Source organism: Halomonas sp. HL-93 (assembly GCF_900086985.1).
GTDB lineage: Bacteria > Pseudomonadota > Gammaproteobacteria > Pseudomonadales > Halomonadaceae > Vreelandella.
The window spans coordinates 3,340,149-3,363,778 of record NZ_LT593974.1 but is presented as its reverse complement, the minus strand read 5'-3'; the positions used below and the strand labels follow the sequence as shown (position 1 = coordinate 3,363,778).

General features: G+C 56.7%; 19 protein-coding genes. 18 read left to right on the top strand and 1 reads right to left on the bottom strand.

Features of this window, described 5'->3' with window-relative positions:
- The first annotated feature begins 83 nt into the window (after positions 1-83).
- The 16 genes from pyrH (at position 84) to tilS (ending at position 18,783) form a co-directional block, all read left to right on the top strand.
- Entirely contained in the window at positions 84-860 is a 777-nt protein-coding gene (gene pyrH, locus GA0071314_RS15530) for a UMP kinase (RefSeq protein ID WP_074397486.1), read from the top strand.
- Between the two features lie 4 nt (positions 861-864).
- Positions 865-1,422 (top strand): ribosome recycling factor, encoded by a 558-nt coding sequence (frr, locus tag GA0071314_RS15525; RefSeq protein WP_074397485.1) that lies wholly within the window; start codon positions 865-867, stop codon positions 1,420-1,422.
- An 89-nt stretch (positions 1,423-1,511) separates the two neighbouring features.
- Positions 1,512-2,303 carry a polyprenyl diphosphate synthase gene (gene uppS / locus GA0071314_RS15520; protein ID WP_074397484.1) on the top strand — a complete coding sequence of 264 codons (792 nt, stop codon included), beginning with the start codon at positions 1,512-1,514 and terminating at the stop codon, positions 2,301-2,303.
- A complete protein-coding gene (locus GA0071314_RS15515) occupies positions 2,296-3,102 on the top strand; it encodes a phosphatidate cytidylyltransferase (RefSeq protein WP_074397483.1) in 807 nt (268 codons plus the stop codon). Before uppS ends, GA0071314_RS15515 begins: the two co-directional genes overlap by 8 nt.
- Positions 3,099-4,295: a 1-deoxy-D-xylulose-5-phosphate reductoisomerase gene (gene ispC / locus GA0071314_RS15510; RefSeq protein WP_074397482.1), complete on the top strand. Its 1,197-nt coding sequence runs from the start codon at positions 3,099-3,101 to the stop codon at positions 4,293-4,295. The genes GA0071314_RS15515 and ispC overlap by 4 nt, the downstream gene beginning before the upstream one ends.
- A 37-nt stretch (positions 4,296-4,332) precedes the next feature.
- On the top strand, positions 4,333-5,691 hold the full coding sequence (rseP, locus tag GA0071314_RS15505) for a sigma E protease regulator RseP (RefSeq protein ID WP_074397481.1): 1,359 nt from the start codon (positions 4,333-4,335) through the stop codon (positions 5,689-5,691).
- A 100-nt stretch (positions 5,692-5,791) separates the two neighbouring features.
- Positions 5,792-8,134, top strand: coding sequence for an outer membrane protein assembly factor BamA (bamA, locus tag GA0071314_RS15500; RefSeq protein ID WP_442905896.1), 2,343 nt, complete (start codon positions 5,792-5,794; stop codon positions 8,132-8,134).
- A 56-nt stretch (positions 8,135-8,190) separates the two neighbouring features.
- On the top strand, positions 8,191-8,697 hold the full coding sequence (locus GA0071314_RS15495) for an OmpH family outer membrane protein (RefSeq protein WP_074397480.1): 507 nt from the start codon (positions 8,191-8,193) through the stop codon (positions 8,695-8,697).
- A 54-nt stretch (positions 8,698-8,751) separates the two neighbouring features.
- Entirely contained in the window at positions 8,752-9,792 is a 1,041-nt protein-coding gene (lpxD, locus tag GA0071314_RS15490; protein ID WP_074397479.1) for a UDP-3-O-(3-hydroxymyristoyl)glucosamine N-acyltransferase, read from the top strand.
- A gap of 130 nt (positions 9,793-9,922) precedes the next feature.
- On the top strand, positions 9,923-10,366 hold the full coding sequence (fabZ, locus tag GA0071314_RS15485) for a 3-hydroxyacyl-ACP dehydratase FabZ (RefSeq protein WP_074397478.1): 444 nt from the start codon (positions 9,923-9,925) through the stop codon (positions 10,364-10,366).
- On the top strand, positions 10,363-11,130 hold the full coding sequence (lpxA, locus tag GA0071314_RS15480; RefSeq protein ID WP_074397477.1) for an acyl-ACP--UDP-N-acetylglucosamine O-acyltransferase: 768 nt from the start codon (positions 10,363-10,365) through the stop codon (positions 11,128-11,130). The genes fabZ and lpxA overlap by 4 nt, the downstream gene beginning before the upstream one ends.
- Before the next feature lie 15 nt (positions 11,131-11,145).
- On the top strand, positions 11,146-12,330 hold the full coding sequence (gene lpxB / locus GA0071314_RS15475; protein ID WP_074397476.1) for a lipid-A-disaccharide synthase: 1,185 nt from the start codon (positions 11,146-11,148) through the stop codon (positions 12,328-12,330).
- The gene (gene rnhB / locus GA0071314_RS15470) at positions 12,320-12,937 is read left to right on the top strand and encodes a ribonuclease HII (protein WP_074397475.1); all 618 of its coding nucleotides are present in this window, start codon (positions 12,320-12,322) and stop codon (positions 12,935-12,937) included. The genes lpxB and rnhB overlap by 11 nt, the downstream gene beginning before the upstream one ends.
- A gap of 36 nt (positions 12,938-12,973) precedes the next feature.
- Entirely contained in the window at positions 12,974-16,477 is a 3,504-nt protein-coding gene (dnaE, locus tag GA0071314_RS15465) for a DNA polymerase III subunit alpha (RefSeq protein ID WP_074397474.1), read from the top strand.
- 100 nt (positions 16,478-16,577) lie between these two features.
- Positions 16,578-17,534, top strand: a complete 957-nt coding sequence (accA, locus tag GA0071314_RS15460; RefSeq protein ID WP_074397473.1) for an acetyl-CoA carboxylase carboxyl transferase subunit alpha — start codon at positions 16,578-16,580, stop codon at positions 17,532-17,534.
- Positions 17,515-18,783, top strand: coding sequence for a tRNA lysidine(34) synthetase TilS (gene tilS / locus GA0071314_RS15455; protein ID WP_074397472.1), 1,269 nt, complete (start codon positions 17,515-17,517; stop codon positions 18,781-18,783). The genes accA and tilS overlap by 20 nt, the downstream gene beginning before the upstream one ends.
- Here tilS and ppx read toward each other — a convergent pair.
- A complete protein-coding gene (gene ppx / locus GA0071314_RS15450; protein ID WP_074397471.1) occupies positions 18,770-20,326 on the bottom strand; it encodes an exopolyphosphatase in 1,557 nt (518 codons plus the stop codon). The genes tilS and ppx overlap by 14 nt on opposite strands.
- A 480-nt stretch (positions 20,327-20,806) precedes the next feature.
- Here ppx and rho point away from each other — a divergent pair, with 480 nt between their 5' ends.
- Together rho and ubiD are read left to right on the top strand one after the other, a co-directional pair.
- A complete protein-coding gene (rho, locus tag GA0071314_RS15445) occupies positions 20,807-22,066 on the top strand; it encodes a transcription termination factor Rho (RefSeq protein WP_074397470.1) in 1,260 nt (419 codons plus the stop codon).
- Positions 22,067-22,115: 49 nt separating this feature from the next.
- Entirely contained in the window at positions 22,116-23,618 is a 1,503-nt protein-coding gene (gene ubiD / locus GA0071314_RS15440; RefSeq protein ID WP_074397469.1) for a 4-hydroxy-3-polyprenylbenzoate decarboxylase, read from the top strand.
- Positions 23,619-23,630: the final 12 nt, after the last annotated feature.

Here is a 23,630-nt window from a genome sequence, read left to right as displayed (position 1 = left end):
CACGCCTTCGCGTATCCGGCCCCTGCATAATAAAAGGGGTGATGCCGCTTGTCGGCGCTAAGGTCTGCCCTAGGAGAATTGCCATGTCGCGCGATGATCAAGAACCGCTTGCCTCTTTGTCTAGCAAATCGAAAACCGACGGTTCCAAGTCAAAATACAAGCGTATTTTACTTAAGCTGTCTGGCGAAGCGCTGATGGGGGATCATGACTTTGGTATTGACCCGAAGGTGCTGGATCGTATGGCGCTGGAAATTGGCCAGCTAGTGGGTATTGGCGTTCAAGTGGGTATCGTCATCGGTGGCGGTAACTTATTTCGCGGTGCGGCGTTGAACGAAGCCGGTATGGACCGCGTGACCGGTGATCATATGGGCATGCTTGCCACGGTGATGAATGCCCTGGCGATGCGTGACGCGCTGGAACGTTCCAATATTCGCTCGCGGGTGATGTCGGCGATTCCCATGAGTGGGGTTGTCGAGCACTATGACCGGCGCACAGCAATCCGTTATCTTACTTCGGGCGATGTTGTGCTGTTTTCAGCCGGTACGGGGAATCCGTTTTTTACCACAGACTCCGCCGCCTGCCTGCGAGGAATTGAGGTCGATGTTGACGTGGTAATTAAAGCCACCAAGGTCGACGGGGTTTACAATAAAGACCCAGTGAAATACCCAGACGCCGTCAAGTATGACCAGCTTTCCTACGATGATGCGCTCGATCAAAAGCTTGGTGTTATGGATTTGACCGCTATCTGCCTGGTACGTGACCATGATATGCCGGTGCGGGTGTTTGATATGAACAAGCCTGGCGCCCTGCTAAATTTAGTAGTTGGGGGCAAGGAAGGCACGCTGATAGACAGAGGGTAACGACGTGATTAATGACATTCAGAAAGATGCAGAGTCTCGCATGAAAAAAAGCGTTGAGGCGCTGCATAGTAACTTCAACAAGATTCGTACCGGGCGTGCCCATCCGAGCATTTTAGATGCGGTAACCGTTGAATATTACGGCGGACAGGTGCCGCTTAATCAGGTGGCTTCAGTGAACGTTGAAGATGCGCGTACGCTGACGATTGCGCCCTGGGAACAGAGCATGGTGCAGAAAATCGAAAAGGCCATCATGACGTCTGACCTGGGTTTGAATCCGGCCAGTGCGGGCAACGTGATTCGTGTGCCGATGCCGATGCTGACGGAAGAAACGCGTAAGGGTTACATCAAGCAAGCGCGCAGCGAAGCTGAACATGCCCGGGTTGCAGTACGTAATGTCCGCCGCGACGCCAACGGTGATTTTAAGTCACTGTTAAAAGATAAAGACATTACCGAAGACGATCAGCGCCAGGGTGAGGACGAGATCCAAAAGCTGACCGATAAATATATTGCCGAAATTGACAAAGCGCTTGCAGCAAAAGAGCAGGATTTGATGCAGGTGTAAGATCGGCTGTTCACGCCGCGGGCAGCAGCGCTGCCCGCTCAGCCATCCATGATTGGCTTTTCTATGATTGATCTTTGGTGTAAGCATTCATGACGTCACCGCAGCTCCCCGGACAACGCCCGGACGATGCCAACGTGCGCGAGGCCGCGCAGGATCCGGTGCCGTCCCATGTGGCGATTATTATGGACGGAAATAATCGCTGGGCTCGTGCACGCGGTCTTTCAGGTGCTCGAGGGCACCGTGCAGGGGTAGAGGCCGTCAGGGCGGTTATTCAGCGTGCGGCCGAGCGTGGGGTCGAAACGCTCAGCCTGTTCGCCTTCTCGAGTGAAAACTGGAAGCGCCCAGCCGCTGAAGTAAATGCGCTGATGGAGCTTTTTTTGATGGCGCTCAAGCGTGAAGTTAAAAAACTTCACGAGCGTAATATCCGTTTGTCGATTATCGGCGAGCAACGTGGCTTTTCCCATGCCATTCAAAAGCAAATTCAACGCGCTGAGTCGCTGACCGCCAACAACTCAGGTATGCACCTGGTGATTGCGGCGAACTATGGCGGCCATTGGGACATCGCCCAGGCCGCTCGGCGCTTGGCTGAGCAAGCAGTCGCAGGTGATATCTCTCCGTCCGCCATTGATGAAGTGCAAATGGATCAAGCTATGGGCGGCGGCACCTATGTCCCCCCCGTAGATTTGTGCATCCGCACGAGTGGCGAACAGCGGCTGTCGAATTTTATGCTCTGGCAGTTAGCTTACGCCGAACTGCATTTTTCGCCGCTGTTATGGCCCGACTTTCATGCGGAGGCGTTCGACGAGGCGCTGGATGACTTTTGTCAGCGACAGCGCCGCTTTGGCATGACAGACGAACAATTAGAGGCCCAGGGTGCTTAAACAGCGAGTGATAACCGCCGTCTGGCTAGCACCTTTGGTGTTGATCGGCTTGTTTGGTCTGCAAGGTGCCAGTTTTGCTCTCTTCACAGCCTTGTTCATGCTGGTGGGGGCATGGGAGTGGACCAACCTGGCAGGCGTGAGGCAGCCGTTCAAGCGTGCAGCACTTGTAGCGGGCTGTGCCGCCTTGATGCTGGTGATGTGGTTCACCCATGCAGTGCTCGCTGTGTGGCCGCTATGGTTGGCCGCAGCGGGTTGGCTGGTTAATTTTGTCTGGGTCACTCGCTACCCGGCCTTAACGTCGCAATGGCACACCCCTCTAGTGCGCTTATTAATGGGGCTATGGGTGCTGTTGCCCTGCTGGGTCGGTTTTAATCTTCTGCGCGAAATAGGCGCGTTATGGCTGCTGTTTGTGTTGCTGCTAGTTTGGACAGCTGACATTGGGGCCTACTTTGCCGGGCGTCGCTGGGGCAAGCGCAAGCTGGCTCCTCGCGTTAGTCCAGGCAAATCCTGGGAAGGCGTGTTTGGTGGTATGGCAGCGACGGCCCTGCTGGCCGTAGGGTTTTCACTAGGACTTTCGCTGGGGCTTGCTAATAGCGTCCTACTGGTGGTCATTACCCTGTTGGTAACGTTGGTTTCCGTGTTGGGCGATTTGCTTGAGAGCATGCTCAAACGTTACCGCAACATTAAAGATTCCAGCCAACTGCTGCCGGGGCATGGCGGCGTGCTTGATCGTGTGGATAGTCTAACGGCGGCGATTCCTCTGTTTGCGCTACTTTACTTACAGGTGCTGGGTCTATGACGTCGTTAGCTATTCAGCGTGTCACGGTGCTGGGCTCTACCGGCTCGATTGGCACCAGCACGCTTGATGTGGTCGCACGTCACCCTGATCGCTACCAAGTCCATGCGCTAACTGCGCACACTTCCAAAGAGGCTCTGTTCGCCCAATGCCTCACCTTTCGTCCTGCCGTCGCGGTCCTCTCCAACGAAGCTGATGCCGGTTGGCTTCGCGCGGAGTTGGGGCGAGCGAATCAGCCCACCGAGGTTCTGGTGGGGGCTGAGGCGCTTTGTGATGTGGCCCGTGATGCCAGCGTCGACATTGTCATGGCGGCCATTGTAGGAGCGGCGGGTTTGCTGCCCTCGCTTGCGGCGGCAGAGGCGGGCAAGCGCGTACTGCTGGCCAACAAGGAAGCGCTGGTGATGAGCGGCGCGCTATTTATGCAGGCTGTGGCGCGCTCGGGGGCGACACTGTTACCGATTGATTCCGAACATAATGCTATCTACCAGTGTCTACCCACCGAACATCGTGGTGGCTTGGCACAACACGGTATCTCTCAGCTACTCCTTACTGCTTCCGGTGGGCCTTTTCGCACCTGGAGTGAGGCGGCGATCGCCCAGGTGACTCCGGAGCAAGCGTGTGCACATCCCAACTGGTCCATGGGACGCAAGATATCGGTGGATAGCGCCACGTTAATGAATAAAGGGCTTGAGCTAATTGAGGCTTGCTGGCTGTTTGATGCCCGCCCCGATCAGATCCAGATCGTTGTGCATCCGCAAAGCGTGATTCACTCGATGGCGGCCTACCAGGACGGCTCGGTGCTTGCCCAGTTAGGCAATCCGGATATGCGTACGCCCATCGCTTACGGGCTGGCATGGCCTGAGCGCATCGACGCGGGCGTCGAAGCGCTGGATCTATTTCAAGTGGCGCGGCTGGACTTTGAGGCGGCGGATGAGGTGCGTTTCCCGTGCTTGCCGCTTGCCCGTGAGGCGATGCGCGTTGGCGGCCTCGCCCCGGTGGTGCTTAATGCTGCCAATGAGGTAGCGGTCGATGCCTTTTTAAATCACAGGCTGGGCTTTCTGGAAATCAGCCGATTGGTCGAAGAGGCGCTATCGACACCCATCGACGGGCGTGCCGATAGTCTTGAGACTATTTTATGGGCTGACCAGTGCGCGAGGGAATGTGCGGCTGGGTGGCTGAAACGTTGGTCCGCTTAATCTCAGCCAGGCTGAGTAGCATATCGAGGAGTACCCTGTGGGCCTGATACAAAACATTTTGGCGGTAATCGTGGTGTTGGGGCTATTGGTCACCTTCCACGAATTCGGCCATTTTTGGGTGGCGCGGCGCTGCGGGGTCAAGGTGCTGCGTTTCTCCGTAGGCTTTGGCAAGCCGCTTTGGTCTCGGGTGGATCGCCATGGAACCGAGTTTGTCGTTGCCGCTATTCCGCTGGGCGGATATGTCAAAATGCTCGACGAACGCGAAGCGCCGGTACCGGACGATCAGCTTGATCAGGCGTTTAACCGTAAGAGTGTATGGCAACGTATTGCGGTGGTCGCAGCGGGGCCTATCGCCAACTTTTTGTTAGCTATCGTCGCCTATTGGGCTCTGTTTGTGGTGGGTACGACCGCAGTCGCGCCGATGGTGGGAGACACTGAGCCAGATTCCCCTGCCGCCGAAGCGGGACTTGCTCACGGCGATGAAATTACTGCCATTCAGGGCGAAGCCGTCAGCGACTGGGAAGCAATCAATCTAAAGCTAATCTCGATGATTGGCTTCAGCGGCGACCTAACCATTGAGGCGCGACCTGAGGACGAAAGCAACGTAGCGACTTATCAGCTACCGCTGCGCGATTATTTGACCCGCCAGGATCCGCCTCAGCCGTTGGAAACGCTGGGCTTAACCCCTTGGCAGCCCGATGTGCCCGCCACGCTGGGTCAAGTGATCGACGATCAGGCAGCCGCCGAGGCTGGCTTACAGGTGGGCGATCAAATTATTGCGGTGGATGACCAGTCCATTGCTGACTGGATGGCGTTTGTCAATGTCATTCGAGGCAGCCCCGGCGAAACCTTGACGGTCGAGTTTGAGCGTGATGGCGAACGACAAAGCACAAACTTAACGCCTGGCCGCAATACCCTGGAGACAGGCGTTGAAATTGGTTACATTGGGGCCGGTGCAGAGCCTGTTGCTTGGCCTGAAGAATTTCAGCGTGAGATACGCTATGGCCCGATTGAGGCTGTCGGGCAGTCGCTGTCGCGTACGGCAGATATGACATTGCTGACCGTCGACGCCATTCGTAAGATGCTGGTGGGGTTGATATCGCCGTCTAACCTGTCAGGCCCGATTACCATTGCACAGGTTTCCGGTGATTCTGCTCGGGCGGGTCTGGAAGCATTTGTGGGTTTTCTAGCGTATCTTTCTATTAGCCTTGGGGTGTTGAATTTGCTGCCGATCCCCGTATTGGATGGCGGCCACCTAGTTTATTATTTCTTGGAGGTCGTGCGCGGACGGCCGGTCTCCGAGCAAACCCAAGCCATAGGCCTACGTATCGGGCTTGCTATGGTCGGCACTCTGATGCTGATGGCCCTGTATTTTGATCTGATGCGCCTCTGGTAACGACGCGTGTAGTGCCTAGGATGCCTTGTCATCTGCCTGCACAAATGTATATGGTGCCTGTTTGAATGCATAGGCAGACCAACGCGAGCGAAATGATTGCATGAAAATCAAGACCTTTGGAATGGCGGTACTTTTGCTGGCAGGTGCCAGCGGTGCCCAAGCACAATCCTTTGAAGTTTCGGACATTCGTGTTGAAGGACTGCAGCGGGTTTCCGCCGCCTCGGTCTTTAATGCGTTTCCTGTGAACGCCAATGACCGGGTCAGCGAGAGCGAGCTGGCGGCAGCGTCACGGGAACTCTTCGAAACCGGATTGTTTGAAGACGTATCGCTGGAGCGGGAAGGCGACGTGCTAGTGGTTCAGGTTGTCGAGCGTCCCACTATCGCCCAGTTGAATATCGACGGTAACGAGCAAATTGCGGAAGATGATTTGCGCAAGGGGCTGACCGAGGCCGGGATTGAAGAAGGCCAGGTGCTTCAGCTCTCAACGCTCGAAGAAATGGAGCGCGAGCTGGAGGGGGTTTATCAAGCTCAGGGCCGTTACAGCGCAGGCATCGAGACCAACGTCGAGGAAGTCGATGAGGGGCAGGTGCGCGTCGATATCGATATCAACGAAGGCGAAGTGGCTAAAATCCGTCAAATCAATATTGTCGGTAACGAAGACTTCGACGATGAAACGCTGCTGGATCTTTTCGAGCTCGAAGACCGCCCAGGCTTTTTGTTTGGCTGGTTTTCCAACGATGAGTATTCCCGTGAAGCGCTGGGCGGAGATATTGAGCGTTTACGGTCTTACTACTTGGACCGCGGCTACGTTAATTTCGACGTGACCTCGACCCAAGTATCGATCGGGGCTGATAAATCAGAAATCTTCATTACCCTCAATGTCGACGAGGGCGAGCAGTACCGCGTTGGCGATGTTCGCTTCGCCGGCGATTTAGAAATCGGTGAACAAGAAGCTCAGGATCTATTGACCATTGAGCGCGGTGAAATCTTTTCGCGTCAGGAGCTCAATGCGTCAACTGAAGCGCTGCGCCAGCGTCTGGGCGCGGAAGGCTTTGCCTTCGCCGATGTCGAGGGAGTGCCCGAGGTATCGGATGATGGTGAAACGGTCGATCTGGTGATTAACGTCGATCCAGGGCAGCGTGCCTATGTGCGGCGTATCGAGTTTATCGGCAACACGACCACAGAAGACGAAGTGCTGCGCCGCGAAATGATCCAGATGGAAGGCGCACCCGCCTCCACGGACTCGATTACCCAGTCGCGTCAACGCCTTGAGCGGCTAGGCTTTTTCAGCCAAGTCGAAGTCGATACCGAACAGGTGCCTGGCGAGTCGGACAAGTTGGATGTCACTTATAACGTTGAGGAGCAGCCGTCGGGTTCCGTCTCCGCTAGCGTCGGGTTCTCGCAAAGCGCCGGGGTGATCTACGGGGCGGCATTGTCCCAGAACAACTTCCTGGGCACCGGTAACCGCGTCAATGTTGGCGCTCAGCGTAGTGACACTTTCACCAGCGTCAACTTCGGTTTTACCGATCCCTATTGGACGCTGGACGGCATCTCGCGTGGTTATGATGTCTTCTATCGCGAAACTGACTACGAAGATTCCGATATCTCGACCTACTCCACGGATGCGTTTGGCGCGGGTATCGACTTCGGCTACCCCATCAGTGAACTATCGCGGCTGAACTTTGGTGCTAGCGTCGAAGATATTACTGTCAAAACCTATTTTGACACCGCATCTGAAATTCGTCGTTATGTCGAGGATGAGGGCGATAATGCACAAACCCTGAAGCTTAACGCCAACTGGACACGTAATAATCTCAACCGCGGCATCATGCCCACGGCGGGTAATTATCAGCGTGTAGCCATTGAAGCCGGTGCACCTGGCAGCGACACGCAATACTACAAAGCCAGCGCCCGAGCGCAGCAATTGTTCGCGCTCAATGATGCGTGGTCACTGAAATTTACCGGTGATGTAGGCTATGCCGACTCGGTGGGAGATGACCCTTATCCGTTCTACGAGAACTTCTACGCCGGCGGTCTAGGCTCGGTGCGCGGGTTTACGTCCAATACCTTAGGGCAGCGGACCACTCCCGGACAGGAAGGCGGTCGAGATCGCACCATGGGCGGTAACGTGCTGGTTGAAGGTAGCGCCGAAGTGATTTTCCCGCTTCCGTTTGTAGAGGATCAGAACTCTTTGCAAGCATCGTTGTTCTTAGATGCGGGTAATACGTTCTTGTCATCCTGCTACGATGTGCTGGATGAAGACGCCAGTCGGCAGCAGTGTGACTCCGGCGTCGACCTGGGCGATCTGCGCTACAGCGCCGGGGTGGGCTTATCCTGGCTGACGCCAGTGGGTCCGCTGACCTTTGCGGTGGCCGAGCCATTGAATGATGAGACCGGGGATGATACCCAGTTCTTCCAGTTCTCGTTAGGCCAGTCATTCTAACGTATTGACGCGCGCCTCATGGGGCGCGCCAGCTTTACAAAAAAGGAGTTACTACCATGCGTAAGCTCACTGGGGTCGTTTGTCTGTTGGGTGCCATGGTGTTATCAGCACAGGCGCAAGCAGACGAAGTGGCTGTGCTTGACTGGCGTGCAGCGTTGATGAATAGCGAGTCTGCCCAATCATCCATCAGCCAGCTGGAAGGCGAGATTGGCGATCAACAACGCGAAGCTGAAAGCCTTGGCAACGAGCTGCAGGGCTTGCAGGAACGCTTACAGAATGAAGGCGATGCGATGCCTGAAGCCGAGCGCGAGTCGTTGATTGCCGAACTGCAGGAGAAAGGCAACCGCTTCGAGCAGTTGCGTCAGGAAATAGGTCAGGCCCAACAGCGCTCAGAGCAACAGTTTTTGGAAGGCGCAGAACCCAAGCTGGAGCAGGCGGTAGATCAGGTGATTGATCGCCATGGTATTGAAGTCTTGGTTGAGCCCCAAGGCGTGCTGCATTCCTCCAGGGACCTACCCAACGTGACGGAAGAAGTGACGCAGATTTTTAACTCGCTTAACTAAAATACCCATAATGATCGGTGCGGCTCTGCCGCGCCAAAGGTTCTTTGGCCACCCATGACTCACGCTTCTCACGACCTAACGCTGGCGGAGATCGCCCGCCATTTGAACGTTGCCTTTGAGGGCGACGGGAGCCAGTCCATCAGGGGATTGGCAACGCTGAAAGAAGCCAAGTCCGACCAGGTGGCTTTTTTGGCGAACCGTGCTTACCTGAAAGACTTGGCCGTAACCCAAGCTGCAGCCGTTCTGCTTCATCCCGAACACGGCAAAAGCTGCCCTGTGGCCCGTTTGGAGATAGACAATCCCTATTTGGGTTATGCCAAGCTGTCCCAGCTTTTTGATCCGCTCCCCGCCCGGGATGTGACGGGAATCCACCCCAGCGCCGTGGTCGCAGAGAGTGCGTCGCTGGGGGAAGGCGTCAGCGTTCAGGCTAATGCGGTGATTGAAGAAGGTGTGGTGTTAGGTGATGGCGTAGTGGTTGGCGCAGGTAGCGTCGTGGGTGCCGATAGCGTGGTGGGCGATCATAGCCGGTTACATGCCAATGTGACTGTCTGCCATGGCGTCGTCATTGGCCAGCGGGTCATTTTACAAAGTGGCTGCGTGATTGGCGGGGATGGATTTGGTTTTGCCCACGATGGCGGCCAGTGGCATAAAATTGCTCAGTTGGGCGGTGTCGTGCTCGGCGATGATGTGGAAGTTGGCAGTTGCTCAAGCATCGACCGGGGCTCGCTGGGTAACACCGTCATCGGTAACGACGTGAAGATCGACAGCCAAGTACAGATTGCCCATAACGTAACGGTAGGTGATCACAGTGCGTTAGCGGGGTGTGCCGGCATCGCGGGCTCTACCCATGTGGGGCGCCATTGTATGTTGGGTGGCGGTGTGGGGATTGCCGGCCATCTGACGATTTGTGACGGTGTCCAGGTGACCGGGATGAGCCTGGTGACCAACTCTATCCATAAGCCTGGGATTTATTCATCCGGCACCGGGGCTATGACCAACGCCCAATGGCGTAAAAATGCCGTTCGTTTTAAACAGCTTGATGACATAGCTAAGCGATTGTCACGCTTAGAAAAAAATCATCGCGATCAGTCGTGACTGTGTGAATATGGCAGTGGGTCGGTTGAGGCTCACCAGCAGCGCGTTATAATCCACTGCCTTTTGATCGGCGCGAGTGCCGATGTTTGCCTGATGTAACAGGTGTTTTGTCTTTTTAGAGGTCGCTACGATGGTTATGGATATTAACGAAATTCGCGAGTACTTGCCGCACCGCTACCCGTTTTTGCTGGTTGATCGGGTAACGCAGCTAACCAAGGGCGAATCCATCGTTGCGTACAAAAACGTTAGCATTAACGAACCATTTTTTAATGGCCATTTTCCCCATCATCCGATTATGCCGGGCGTACTAGTGATAGAAGCGCTGGCCCAGGCCTGCGGTATCCTGGGCTTTAAAACGGTCAATAAGCTCCCCGCCGATGGTTACGTGTATTACTTGGTCGGTAGTGATAACGTGCGTTTTAAGCGCCCTGTGATGCCCGGCGACCAACTAGTGCTTGAGGCTAATGTCATTCGCGGTAAGCGAGGCATTTGGAAATTCGCCTGCCGGGCCACGGTGGATGGTGAACTCGCCTGTGAAGCAGAAATTATTTGTGCTGAGAGGAAAGTAGCTTGATACATCCTACTGCCCTTGTTGACCCCACCGCGTGGCTTGCCGACGACGTAGAGGTGGGCCCCTTTAGTGTAATCGGCCCGGATGTCACCATCGGTGCGGGCTCAGTGATTGGCCCTCACGTGGTAGTCAAAGGCCCGACGACATTGGGTGAGCGCACACGTATTTTTCAGTTCGCCTCCGTGGGCGAGGATTGCCAGGATAAAAAGTACGCCGGTGAGCCGACGCGTTTGGTAATGGGCGACGATAATGTCATCCGTGAAGGTGCAACGCTGCATCGCGGTACGGTTCAGGACCGAGGGGAAACCACCATTGGTTCGCGTAACTTGTTGATGTCCTACGTACACGTCGGTCACGACTGCGTGATTGGAGATGACTGTATTCTGGCGAATCAAGCAACGCTGGCAGGTCACGTGACGGTAGGCAATTTTGCTATTCTGGGCGGGTTGGCGGCGGTCCATCAGTTTTGTCATTTTGGTGACCATGCGATGGCGGGTGGCGGCTCGATTATTACCAAAGACACGCCTGCTTACGTGATGATCAACGGTAATCCTGCAGAAGCTCGCGGCCTTAACCTTGTTGGCTTGAGGCGACGCGGTTTCAGCAGTGAAGCCATTAACGCCCTGAGCGCTTCCTACAAACTGGTGTATCGCCAGGGCTTGACGGTGGAGCAGGCACTTGCCGAAATGCGCCGTCAGTTTCCGCTACCTGAAGTGTCCCATTTTGCTGATTCCATCGAGCGCTCAACACGCGGCATTATCCGCTAACCGGCGGGTACTTACATGAAGCTTCAACGCGTATATCTAGTGGCAGGCGAGCTTTCCGGCGATATTCTCGGTGCGGGGCTGATGCGTGAACTAAGCGCGCGCCATCCGGCCATTGAATTTCGCGGTATCGGCGGCCCGCGTATGGAAGCTCAAGGCCTCACTAGCCGCTTTCCCCTTGAGACCCTCTCAATCATGGGCCTGGTCGAAGTCATTAAGCACCTACCTGGACTGATTCGCGTACGCCGCACGCTGCGCGAGGAAGCTACCGCTTGGCAGCCCGATATCATGATTGGGATTGACGCGCCCGACTTTAACATTGGCCTTGAAAAACAGCTGCGTGAGGCGGGCATTAAAACAGCGCATTATGTCAGCCCCTCGGTCTGGGCGTGGCGGCAAGGGCGAGTCAAGAAAATTGCTAAAGCCGTTGACGGCATGTTGACGCTGCTGCCGTTCGAAGCCGCCTTTTATCGCCGCCACCATGTGCCGGTTGCCTTTGTCGGCCATCCGTTAGCCGATGAGTTACCCCTGGAAAATGACCGCTTAAGCACTCGCCAAGCGCTTGGCCTGGATGAGCAGGCGCCGGTACTGGCGATGCTGCCCGGCTCAAGAGGCAATGAAATCCGCTTTTTAGGTGCGACTTTTTTACAAGCGGCTGAACAGCTTTGCCAACAGCATAGCGCGCTGCAAGTGGTGATTCCTGCGGCCAGCACACAGCGGCGCAATGAAATTGACCAGCTTTTACAAGCCTACCCGGCACTTGGCGAGCGCGTGGTATTACTCGACGGCCAAGCCCGGGAGGCAATGGTTGCCAGCGACGCCGTGTTGCTGGCGTCAGGTACTGCAGCACTCGAAGCCATGCTGTGCCATCGCGCTATGGTGGTGGCCTATAAAATGGCCCCGCTTACCCACTGGTTAGCCAAGCGATTGGTTAAAACCCAGTGGGTGTCGTTGCCCAACTTGATTGCTCAAGAAACCCTAGTGCCTGAGTTAATTCAAGATGCCGCCACGCCTGAGACGATTGCCGAGCAGTTGGGCACGCTATTGACCGATGAGGCTGGACGACACGCGCTGGAAGCCCGTTTTGCGTCGATGCATCAAACACTTCAGCGTCATGCGAGCCGCCGTGCGGCGGACGCCATTGACGCCCTAGTGGCTGATCAACCGCTGGAAACACCGCAAGGCGATGCCAATGGCCGTTAATCCGAGCGCTTACCCACCGCTACAGATTGACTATGCCGGTGCGCGCTTGGCGGGAGTGGATGAAGTGGGCAGAGGCCCGCTGGTGGGCAGCGTGGTGGCCGCCGCCGTGATCCTCGACTCTGCGAGGCCCATTGATGGGCTAACTGATTCCAAAAAGCTCACGGCGCGCAAGCGCGAGGCGCTAGATATATTGATTCGCGAGCGGGCGCTGGCATTCACCGTGGCAGAGGCCAGCGCCGCCGAGGTCGACCAGCTCAATATTTATCATGCCACGCATTTAGCCATGCGCCGCGCCATCGATGGCCTTGCCCCGGCGGCCGAGTACCTGCTGGTGGACGGTAACCGACTGCCGGGTCATGCGCTGCCCGGCCAAGCCGTGGTTAAAGGTGACGCTCGTCACCAGGCCATTGCGGCGGCGTCTATTTTGGCCAAGGTTGCCCGCGACGCCCAGATGGTTGCTCTGGATATGCACTATCCTGAGTATGGGTTTGCACGCCATAAAGGCTATCCGACCAAAGAGCACCTATCGGCGCTTGCGGTTCACGGGCCCTTAGCCGAACATCGCCGTAGCTTTGCCCCCGTGCAGCGTCAATTGGCGTTACTGTAACGTTTCTTTTTCACCTAGCGTTTTACCGAGAGTCCCATGACGGTTCCGTTCGTTCATCTACGTTTGCACAGTGAATATTCCCTGGTCGATGGCTTGGTGAAGCTCAAGTCGCTGGTCAGCACCACCGCTGAGCGCGAGATGCCGGCGCTGGCGTTGACCGATGAAGCTAATCTGTTTGGGCTGGTCAAGTTTTACAAAGCCGCCCAAGGCGCAGGCCTGAAGCCCATTATTGGCAGCGATCTCTGGCTGCATAACCCCCACGACGAGGCGCACCCTTACCGCATCACGCTGCTGGCGATGAACGAGGTGGGTTATCGCAATCTGACGGAGCTGATTTCCCGCGGCTGGACCGACGGCCAGCGCCAGGGCCGGGCGATTCTCGACAAGCAGTGGGTCATGGAGCAAAGCGCAGGCCTGATTGCGTTATCGGGAGGGCGTGAGGGCGAGATAGGACGCCATTTGCTTTCCGAGCACGAGCGAGAAGCGAAGATATTGCTGGAGGATTGGCAGCGTGCGTTCCCAGACCGCTTCTATCTGGAATTGATTCGCACCGGTCGCCCTCTGGAAGAAGCCTGCGTGCACGCCAGCGTTAAACTGGCAATTGACACCCAAACACCGGTGGTCGCCACCAATGACGTGCGCTTTTTGGAGCGCGATGATTTTTGGGCCCACGAAACCCGCGTGGCGATCGGCGAAGGCAAAGCGCTTGACGACCCGCGTCGCGAGCGTCGCTACACCGAAGAGCAGTACTTGAAAAGCCCCGCCGAGATGGCAGAGCTGTTCGCCGATATCCCCGAAGCGCTTGAAAACAGTGTGATGATCGCTGAGCGCTGCAGCGTTGATGTGCGCCTGGGCGAGATATTCCTGCCTGAGTTCGAAATCCCCGAAGGCATGACCCAGGATGAATTTTTCCGCAAGGTGTCTCACGATGGCCTGACGGATCGATTGAATTTTCTATTTCCCGACGAACGTTACCCACGGGACGGCGACGAATACCAGGCGATTGATCAGCGCTACCGCGAGCGGCTCGATTTCGAGCTGAACATCATTATTCAGATGGGCTTTCCCGGCTACTTCCTGATCGTGATGGACTTTATCCAGTGGGCCAAGGATAACAATGTGCCGGTTGGCCCTGGGCGTGGCTCCGGTGCCGGCTCGCTGGTGGCCTACGCGCAGAAAATCACCGACCTTGATCCGATTGGCTACGACCTGCTGTTTGAGCGCTTTCTTAATCCCGAGCGTGTTTCCATGCCCGACTTTGACGTCGATTTTTGTATGGAAAAGCGTGACAAGGTGATTGAGTACGTGGCCGACCGCTACGGGCGTGATGCGGTGTCGCAAATCGTCACCTTCGGCACTATGGCCGCCAAGGCGGTAGTGCGCGACGTCGCTCGTGCCCAGGGCAAGCCCTATTCGCTGGGCGACAAGCTCTCTAAGTTGATCCCCTTCGAAGTGGGCATGACGCTCGATAAGGCCATTGAGCAGGAAGCGGCGCTGAAAGAGTTTATCGACAGCGACGAAGAGGCCGAAGAAATCTGGGAAATGGCCCTCAAGCTAGAGGGCACTACCCGCGGTACCGGCAAGCACGCCGGTGGCGTGGTGATCGCGCCGACCAAGCTCACAGACTTCTCGCCACTGCTCTGCGATGAAGACGGCTCCGGCTTAATGGTGCAGTTCGATAAAAACGATATTGAAGACGCCGGGCTGGTGAAGTTCGACTTCCTGGGGCTGCGCACGCTGACGATTATCGACTGGGCGCTGGAGATGGTCGATAAGGTGCGTAAGGTCAACGACCAGGGGCCGCTTAACATCGACGCGATTCCCTTGGACGACGGCAAAACATTCGAGATGCTCAAGCGCGCCGAGACCACCGCGGTGTTCCAGTTGGAGTCTCGTGGCATGAAGGAGCTGATCAAGCGGCTGCTGCCTGACTCCCTCGACGATATGATCGCCCTGGTGGCGCTGTTTCGCCCCGGCCCGCTACAGTCGGGCATGGTGGATGACTTTATCAACCGTAAGCACGGCCGTGCGGAGGTGTCTTATCCACACCCGGATTACCAACACGAGTTGTTAAAACCCGTGCTGGCGCCCACCTACGGCATTATCTTGTACCAAGAGCAGGTCATGCAGATTGCTCAGGTGATGGCGGGTTATACGCTAGGCCAAGCGGATATGCTGCGCCGTGCGATGGGTAAGAAAAAGCCTGAGGAAATGGCCAAGCAGCGCGCTGGTTTTATGGAAGGTTGTGCGGCCAATGGCATCGATAAAGACCTCGCCGGCAATATCTTTGATCTGGTGGAAAAGTTTGCCGGTTACGGTTTTAACAAGTCGCACTCCGCCGCCTACGCCCTGGTATCTTACCAAACCGCCTGGCTCAAGGCGCACTATCCAGGGCCTTTCATGGCCGCCGTCATGTCCACGGAAATGGATAACCTGGATAAAGTTGTGCCGCTGATCGAGGAGTGCCGACACCTCAAGCTGACAGTGACCCCGCCGGACGTCAACGTCGGTGGCTACAAGTTCACCGTTGATACCCAGGGCCGTGTTGTATACGGCCTGGGCGCGATCCGTGGCGTGGGTGAAGGCCCCATTGGCGCGATTGTTGGAGCCCGCGAAGAGGGTGGCGCGTTCAGCGATATTTTCGATTTCTGCAAGCGTATTGATGCTAAACGTATGAACAAGCGCACGCTGGAAGCACTGATTCGCTCCGGCGCGCTAGATAATCTGGGCCCGAACCGCGCTGTGCTTGCCGCCGCTATGGAAGATGCCCTCAAGGCCGCCGCGCAGAATCATGCCAACCAGAACCTGGGCATGCTGGATATGTTCGGCGAGGCATTTACCGCCGACGAAGAGGCCGTTGACGTATACGCTGAGTATCGCCACGCCCGCGAATGGACCGACCGCGAACGGCTATCCGGAGAGAAAGATACCCTGGGCCTCTACCTGACGGGCCACCCGATTGACGAGTATGAGCGCGAATTAAAACGCTTCGTGTCGACGCGGATCAGCGATTTAAAAGCTTCCCGGGAACCCCAGCGGATCGCCGGTTTGGTGGTGGCCATGCGCACCATGAAATCCAAGCGCGGCGATACCATGGCGTTCATTACCCTGGATGACCGCACCGGGCGCATTGAGGCCTCGCTGTTTGGCGAGATGTTTGAAAAGCTGCGCGGACAAATCGCCGCCGATGAAGTCGTGATTGTCGAAGGCGAGGTCTCCAACGATGATTTTTCCGGCGGGCTTAAGCTGCGTGGCAAGGACGTCACGCCCATGGTGGCGGCGCGTATGCGGTTTGGCCAAGCGGTTGAGCTTGCGTTGGATGCACAGCAACTCAATGGCCGGTTAGTCGAGAGTTTACGTACCAGTCTTTCGCCCTATCGCGACGAGGCGGGGCTGCCCGTTCGCTTGCAGTATCGACACCCCGACGCCGTGGGCTGGCTGGAGCTGGCGGATGAATGGAAAGTCGCGCCCAGCGACGATTTACTGCTGACCCTGCGCGATGTGCAAGGTCAGGTGGGCGTCCAGTTGCGCTATAAGTAAGGCGCGTTCCGCGCGGTGCCTTGCGTGGCAGGGTCAGGGTGCGATAATGGTTGCATTACATGCGCGTTTCGACATGGCTTATTTTTAACAGGCAGAGCCGATGAATCCTAATTATCTCGATTTTGAACAGCCGATTGCCGAACTCCAGGCAAAAATTGAGGAGCTGCGCTTGGTCAGCTCCGATAGCCAAGTCAATCTTTCCGATGAAATTGCCCGGCTGGAAGAGAAAAGCCGCAGGCTCACGGAATCGATTTTCAAGGATTTAACCCCTTGGCAAGTGTCTCAGTTGTCACGCCATCCCCAGCGGCCCTACACGTTGGATTACCTTGAGCACATTTTCAGCGACTTTGATGAGTTGCATGGCGATCGCAACTTTGGTGATGACGCCGCGCTCGTGGGTGGGATAGCGCGCCTGGATGACCAGCCGGTCATGGTAATCGGTCATCAAAAAGGCCGCGACGTTAAAGAAAAGGTTCGGCGTAATTTTGGCATGCCGCGCCCGGAAGGCTACCGCAAAGCCTGCCGGCTAATGGAAATGGCCGAACGCTTCAAAATGCCGGTGCTGACCTTTATCGACACGCCGGGCGCCTATCCAGGGATCGACGCCGAAGAGCGCGGACAGTCGGAGGCCATTGCCTACAACCTGGCGGTGATGTCACGGCTGAAAACGCCGATTATTTCTACCGTCGTCGGCGAGGGCGGCTCCGGCGGTGCACTGGCGATTGGCGTTTGCGATGAACTGCAGATGCTGCAGTACTCGACCTACTCGGTGATTTCACCGGAAGGTTGCGCGTCGATTCTGTGGAAGAGCGCCGAAAAAGCCTCTGACGCTGCTCAAGCGATGGGCATTACCGCCGAACGTCTAAAAGAACTTGGCTTTGTTGACTCGCTGATCAAGGAGCCGCTAGGCGGTGCACACCGGCATCCGATGACGACCTCCGAGCGCGTTAAAGAGGCGCTGGTGGCAAGCATTGATCGGTTGCAACGCATGGATACCGAGGCATTACTGACGCTCCGCTATGATCGTCTGATGAGCTATGGCGCGCCAGCTGCCTAAATCACTGGTTGGCCTGCTTAATGACGCCCTGGTGGAGACCCCGCCGGGGCGCTCTATTTGGGTGGCTTTATCCGGCGGGCTGGATTCGTCGCTGCTGCTGGCGATAGCTGTCGATGTATGCCGAAAGGCTCAGCGTCCGCTAAGAGCGCTGCACGTTAACCATGCCCTACAGCCTGCGGCCGACGCGTTTGAGGCGCACTGTCTGGCGTTGTGTGCGTCGTTTGATGTGCCGCTAACGCTGGCGCGACTAAAGGTTGAACGCCAAGGCGAAGGTCTTGAAGGCGCGGCTCGACGGGCGCGTCTGGCTGCCTTTCAGCAGCATATTCCTTTAGGGGATACGTTGTGGCTGGCTCAGCATCAAAACGATCAGGCCGAAACGCTGTTGCTGGCTGCGATGCGCGGTAGTGGGGTTCGCGGACTTGCCGCGATGCCTTATCGGCGCGAGTGGCAAGGCATTACCTTGCTACGTCCCTGGCTGGATGTCAGTCGCCAGCAAATCGCCGAAACGGCCAGGGCCATGCAGCTCGCCTGGTGTGAAGATCCAACCAATCGCGATGTCACCCTGGACCGCAACCTGCTGCGCCACCAGGTGATGCCGCTACTTGAAGCGCGCTGGCCTGCAGCCAGCCGGGCGCTTTCTCAAAGTGCCCGGCTGGCGGGGGAAGCTGACCAGTTATTGGCCGCCTACGCCGCCGAAGAACTGCAAACACTGCACGGTCGCGATGGCAGCCTTGATGTGGCCGCGTTGAGATTACGCGAGCGCCCCCGCCAGCGCCTATTGGTGCGCTCGCACTGTCAGCAAAGCGATCTGCCCACGCCTCCTCGCAAACGTCTGGAGAGTCTGTTGGATCAATTGGCCGCGGCGGCCGACGCTCAGGTGCGAGTCACTTGGCCTGGGGCGGAAGCACGGGTGTGGCGTGGGCGGTTATATATCATGCCGCCGTTGGAGAGACTGGCGCCCTGGCAAACCCAGTGGGATGGACAGCCGGGCATCGAAACACCTCTGGGGCCGCTGCGGCTGTCGCTTAAGACCGCACAGCCTGTCACCTTGCGCTGGCGACGTGGTGGGGAGGTGATTCGTCTGGCCGAGCGCGGGCGGCGCGAGATTAAGCGACTGCTGCAAGAAACTCAACTGCCGCCCTGGCAGCGTGATCGGTTGATCCTGGTGATGCACGAGGAGGAGTGCCTGGGCGTGGTTCAACTACCCGCCACCTTACTGTGGCGGGCGCAAGACGCTACGTTTGTTTAGGCGGAGACTCCACAACGTTTAATTGAAATCCCGCTGCGTGCATGTACGCTTGCTCTTGCTCCAGATCAGTACCCAGCAGCGTCGGCTCGTCGCTCTCAGGTAACGTAATGGTCAAGTGATCATCGTCAGCAGCCATATTGGGAAGCGGCGGGGCAGTTTCAGGACGCGAATGGTTCAATAACACCGCCAGTCGTAGAAGGCGAGCCAGCTTGGCGCTTTGTGCCTGCTGGTTTTTCGGTAGTGTCTGCCATTCTTTGAGAGGGAATTTACGCCGGTGGGCGCGCACTAAAAATGCCAGCAAGCGCTGCTCTGGGCGCGAAAACCCAGCGAGGTCCGAATGTTCAAGCAGGTAGGCGCCGTGGCGGTGGAACTGGCTGTGAGAAATCGCCAGGCCAATCTCGTGAACGTGGCTCGCCCACTCCAGATAACGGCCCAGTGAGCTGCTTAGCGACCAATCTCGGTTAAGCTCGGTAAACAGCCGAGCGGCGGTATCCGCCACGTTATCCGCCTGTCGAGTATCCACTTCGTAGGTGCGTTTGAGCACTTCGAGGCTTTTTGAGCGCGAGTCTTCGGCACTGTTACGCCCGGCCATGTCATACAGAACCCCTTCGCGTAGGGCGCCGTCGGCAAAGCGCATCTGCGCCAGGTCAAAGGCTTCAAAAATGGCGCTTAAGATCGCCACCCCAGCAGGAAATACCTTGGCCCGGTCAGCCTTTAAGCCGTCGAGCTCAACGTTATCAAGCTGTTTGCACTTGATCAGCCGCTCGCGCAGTTTCTTGAGCCCGCTGCGGGTAATCAGGCCCTCTTGAGAAGTATCGCCGTAGGCTAAGAGTACGCTGGCGGCCGCTTTGATCGTGCCACTGGAACCAACGGGGTCATCCCAACCCAGGTGTTGATAAGGGCGTTGGATATTGGCCAGTTCAGACAAGGCGGCGAGTTCGGCGCGGCGCATGCGTTTTTCACTCAGCTCGCCTTCCGGAAAGAAGCGCCGTGAAAAGGTCACGCAGCCCATGCGCAAGCTTTCCAGTGCTTTGGGCTCAAAGGCCTCGCCAATGATGAATTCGGTAGACCCACCGCCGATATCGACAATCAGGCGGCGGCCATTTTCCGCCAGGGCATGAGCCGCTCCCAGATAAATAAGGCGGGCTTCTTCCCGACCGGCAATGATCTCGATGGGGTGACCCAGTTGGGCTTCGGCGCGCTCGATAAATGCCTGACTATTATGGGCATCGCGCAGCGCGTTGGTCCCCACAATACGCAAATTTTGTTGGGTGATGTCGGTTAAGAAGGGCGCAAACCGGCCCAAACAATCTAACGCGCGCTGAATGGCCTCCTCGCTAAGCTGACCGTGTTCATCCAAGCCTGCGGCAAGCTGGACTTTTTCACCCAGGCGGGCGACCACCTGAAGGCGTTCATTTTGATAGTTGGCCACCAGCAGGTGAAAGCTGTTCGAGCCTAGGTCGATGGCGGCTAAACGTTGCGGCTCCCCCCGCTCGCCCGCTGGGGCAAAGGCGTCGGTGGGCAGCATAATGTCCTTGGGCATGAGCTATCCTTGGTGTTAATTGCCCCAAGGTTGCGGCGGCCTCTATTTATTGTCAATTGCCAAAAGCTTGCGTTTGGCGCAGGGGTTGACTAACATCGAGCTACTGGCTTGATCCGACCGGATTTACCCAGCTACAACCTAGGTCGTCCGAGACATTATTTAGCGTCGAGTTTGACGCCATGACGCGGTGAATGTTGAGTGTATCGCGCCCGATGATGTCGGCCAGATATCCAAGTCGTCAGATAGCCCGCTGGTTTAGCCGTTCCTGTGCTAACCAGATTTACCAGCACTAGCACCCTCGAACTGAGTCACAGTTAATCATGTGGTTAATGAGCCTCAGTCTAGCCCCTTTATCGAGCGCGTGCCTTCTCGGGGTCTGAACGCATCACACGGCGCTTAGCCATATCATTAAGTGCTACGCCTCCTGTCTTATCCCGGCGCTTGGCGCCCAGCTTTCATGAGCAACTTTCTAACACACCGATGAATCTCACTGAACTCAAGCAAAAAACCGTTCCCGAGCTGCTCGATATCGCCCGTGAAATGGGTATCGATAACTTGGCCCGTTCGCGCAAGCAGGACATCATTTTCGCCATCCTCAAAAAGCATGCTAAAAGCGGTGAGGATATTTATGGCGACGGTGTACTGGAAATTCTTCAGGATGGCTTTGGCTTTTTGCGCAGCGCCGACAGCTCTTACCTCGCCGGGCCGGACGATATCTATGTCTCGCCCTCACAAATCCGTCGCTTTAACCTACGCAAGGGCGATTCCATCTCGGGCAAAATCCGTCCGCCCAAGGAAGGTGAGCGCTATTTTGCGCTGCTCAAAGTTAGCCAGATCAACTTTGACCGTCCAGAGAACGCCAAGCATAAAATTCTCTTCGAGAACTTAACGCCGCTGTTCCCGGATGACCGCATGCGTATGGAGATCGGTAACGGCTCCACTGAGGATCTGACCTCGCGGATCATTGACCTGACCGCGCCGATTGGCAAAGGTCAGCGTGGTCTTTTGGTGTCACCGCCGAAAGCGGGTAAGACGCTGATGTTGCAGAACATCGCGACGTCGATCACGCGGAATAACCCCGAGTGCCATCTGATCGTTCTACTGATCGACGAGCGCCCCGAGGAAGTCACCGAAATGTCGCGCACCGTGCGTGGCGAAGTGGTGGCTTCAACTTTCGATGAACCGCCCGCCCGCCACGTGCAGGTAGCCGAAATGGTCATCGAAAAAGCCAAACGTCTAGTTGAGCACAAGAAAGACGTGGTGATTCTGCTCGACTCCATCACCCGCTTGGCGCGTGCTTACAACACCGTGGTGCCTAGCTCGGGCAAAGTGCTGACCGGCGGTGTCGACGCCCACGCACTAGAGAAGCCAAAACGCTTCTTTGGGGCGGCGCGTAACATCGAAGAGGGCGGTAGTTTGACGATTATCGCCACGGCGTTGGTTGATACCGGCTCGAAAATGGACGAAGTCATCTTCGAAGAGTTTAAGGGTACCGGTAATATGGAAGCGCACTTGGACCGCAAGCTGGCGGAAAAACGCGTATTCCCGGCGATCAATATCCGCCGTAGTGGCACCCGGCGTGAAGACTTGCTGGCCTCCGAAGAAGAGATGCAACGCATGTGGATCTTGCGCAAGCTGTTGAATCCCATGGAGGACACCGCTGCGACTGAATTCCTGATTGATCGATTGAAAGATACCAAGACCAATCTTGAGTTCTTTGAAGCGATGAAGCGCCGCTAGCGTCTATAAAACAGACGCAGCGGTACTGCTGCCAGCCGGGGAGTGTGCATTGAAGTACCATGATCTGCGCGAGTTCATCACGGCCCTCGAAGCCCAGGGTGAGTTAAAGCGAATTACCGCTGAGGTTGATCCCTACCTGGAAATTACCGAAATTTGTGACCGCACGCTGCGTGCCGGTGGCCCTGCGTTACTGTTTGAAAACGTCAAGGGCCACGACATGCCGCTGCTGGGCAATTTGTTCGGTACTCCCAAGCGGGTGGCACTGGGTATGGGGCAGGATTCTGTTGAGGCCCTGCGTGAAGTTGGCAAGCTGCTGGCGTTTTTGAAAGAGCCCGATCCACCCAAGGGCCTCAAGGATGCCTGGAGCAAACTGCCGATCTTTAAGCAAGTACTTAGCATGGGGCCCAAGCAGGTCAAGCGCGCCCCGGTTCAGGAAGTCGTGTTTGAAGGCGACGAGGTCGATCTTGGGCGGCTGCCCATTCAGCATTGCTGGCCAGGCGATGCGGGCCCGCTGGTGACGTGGCCGCTGGTGATTACTCAGGGGCCGCATAAAAAGCGTCAGAATCTGGGCATCTATCGCCAGCAGAAAATCGCCAAGAACCGCTTGATCATGCGCTGGCTATCGCATCGTGGCGGCGCGCTGGATTTTCAAGAGTTTCAAAAAGCCCACCCGGGCGAGCCGTTCCCCGTGGCGGTCGCATTGGGCGCAGACCCAGCGACGATTTTAGGTGCTGTGACCCCGGTGCCGGATACGCTGTCTGAGTATGCCTTCGCCGGGCTATTGCGTGGCTCACGCACTGAGCTGGTCAAGTGCGCTCATGCTGAACTTGATGTGCCGGCATCGGCGGAAATAATCCTCGAAGGATTTATCTACCCCGACGATATGGCGCCGGAAGGCCCTTATGGCGATCATACTGGGTATTACAACGAGGTTGATCACTTCCCCGTGTTCACCGTGACGCGGATGACCATGCGTCGCGATGCGATCTACCACTCCACGTACACCGGCCGTCCGCCAGACGAACCCGCTATTCTCGGCGTGGCGCTCAACGAAGTGTTTGTGCCCATCCTGCATAAGCAGTTTCCCGAAATTATCGATTTCTATCTGCCGCCGGAAGGGTGTTCCTACCGCATGGCGGTGGTCACCATGAAAAAGCAGTACCCCGGCCATGCCAAGCGCGTGATGATGGGCGTGTGGAGTTTCCTGCGTCAGTTCATGTACACCAAGTTTGTCATTGTGTTGGACGACGACGTGGACGCGCGCAACTGGGAAGATGTCATGTGGGCCATCACCACGCGGATGGACCCGGCTCGGGATACCGTCATGGTAGAAAACACCCCGATCGACTATCTCGATTTCGCGTCTCCCGTATCGGGCCTCGGGTCGAAAATGGGCCTCGACGCCACCAACAAATGGCCGGGTGAAACCGACCGTGAATGGGGCACGCCTATTGTGATGGATGCCGAGGTCAAAGCTCGGGTCGATGCGCGTTGGGAAAGCCTGGGCATTGATATCCCCTTGCCGCCCGCGCGCAAAGGTAGCAACTCCTAGTATTCCAGACCG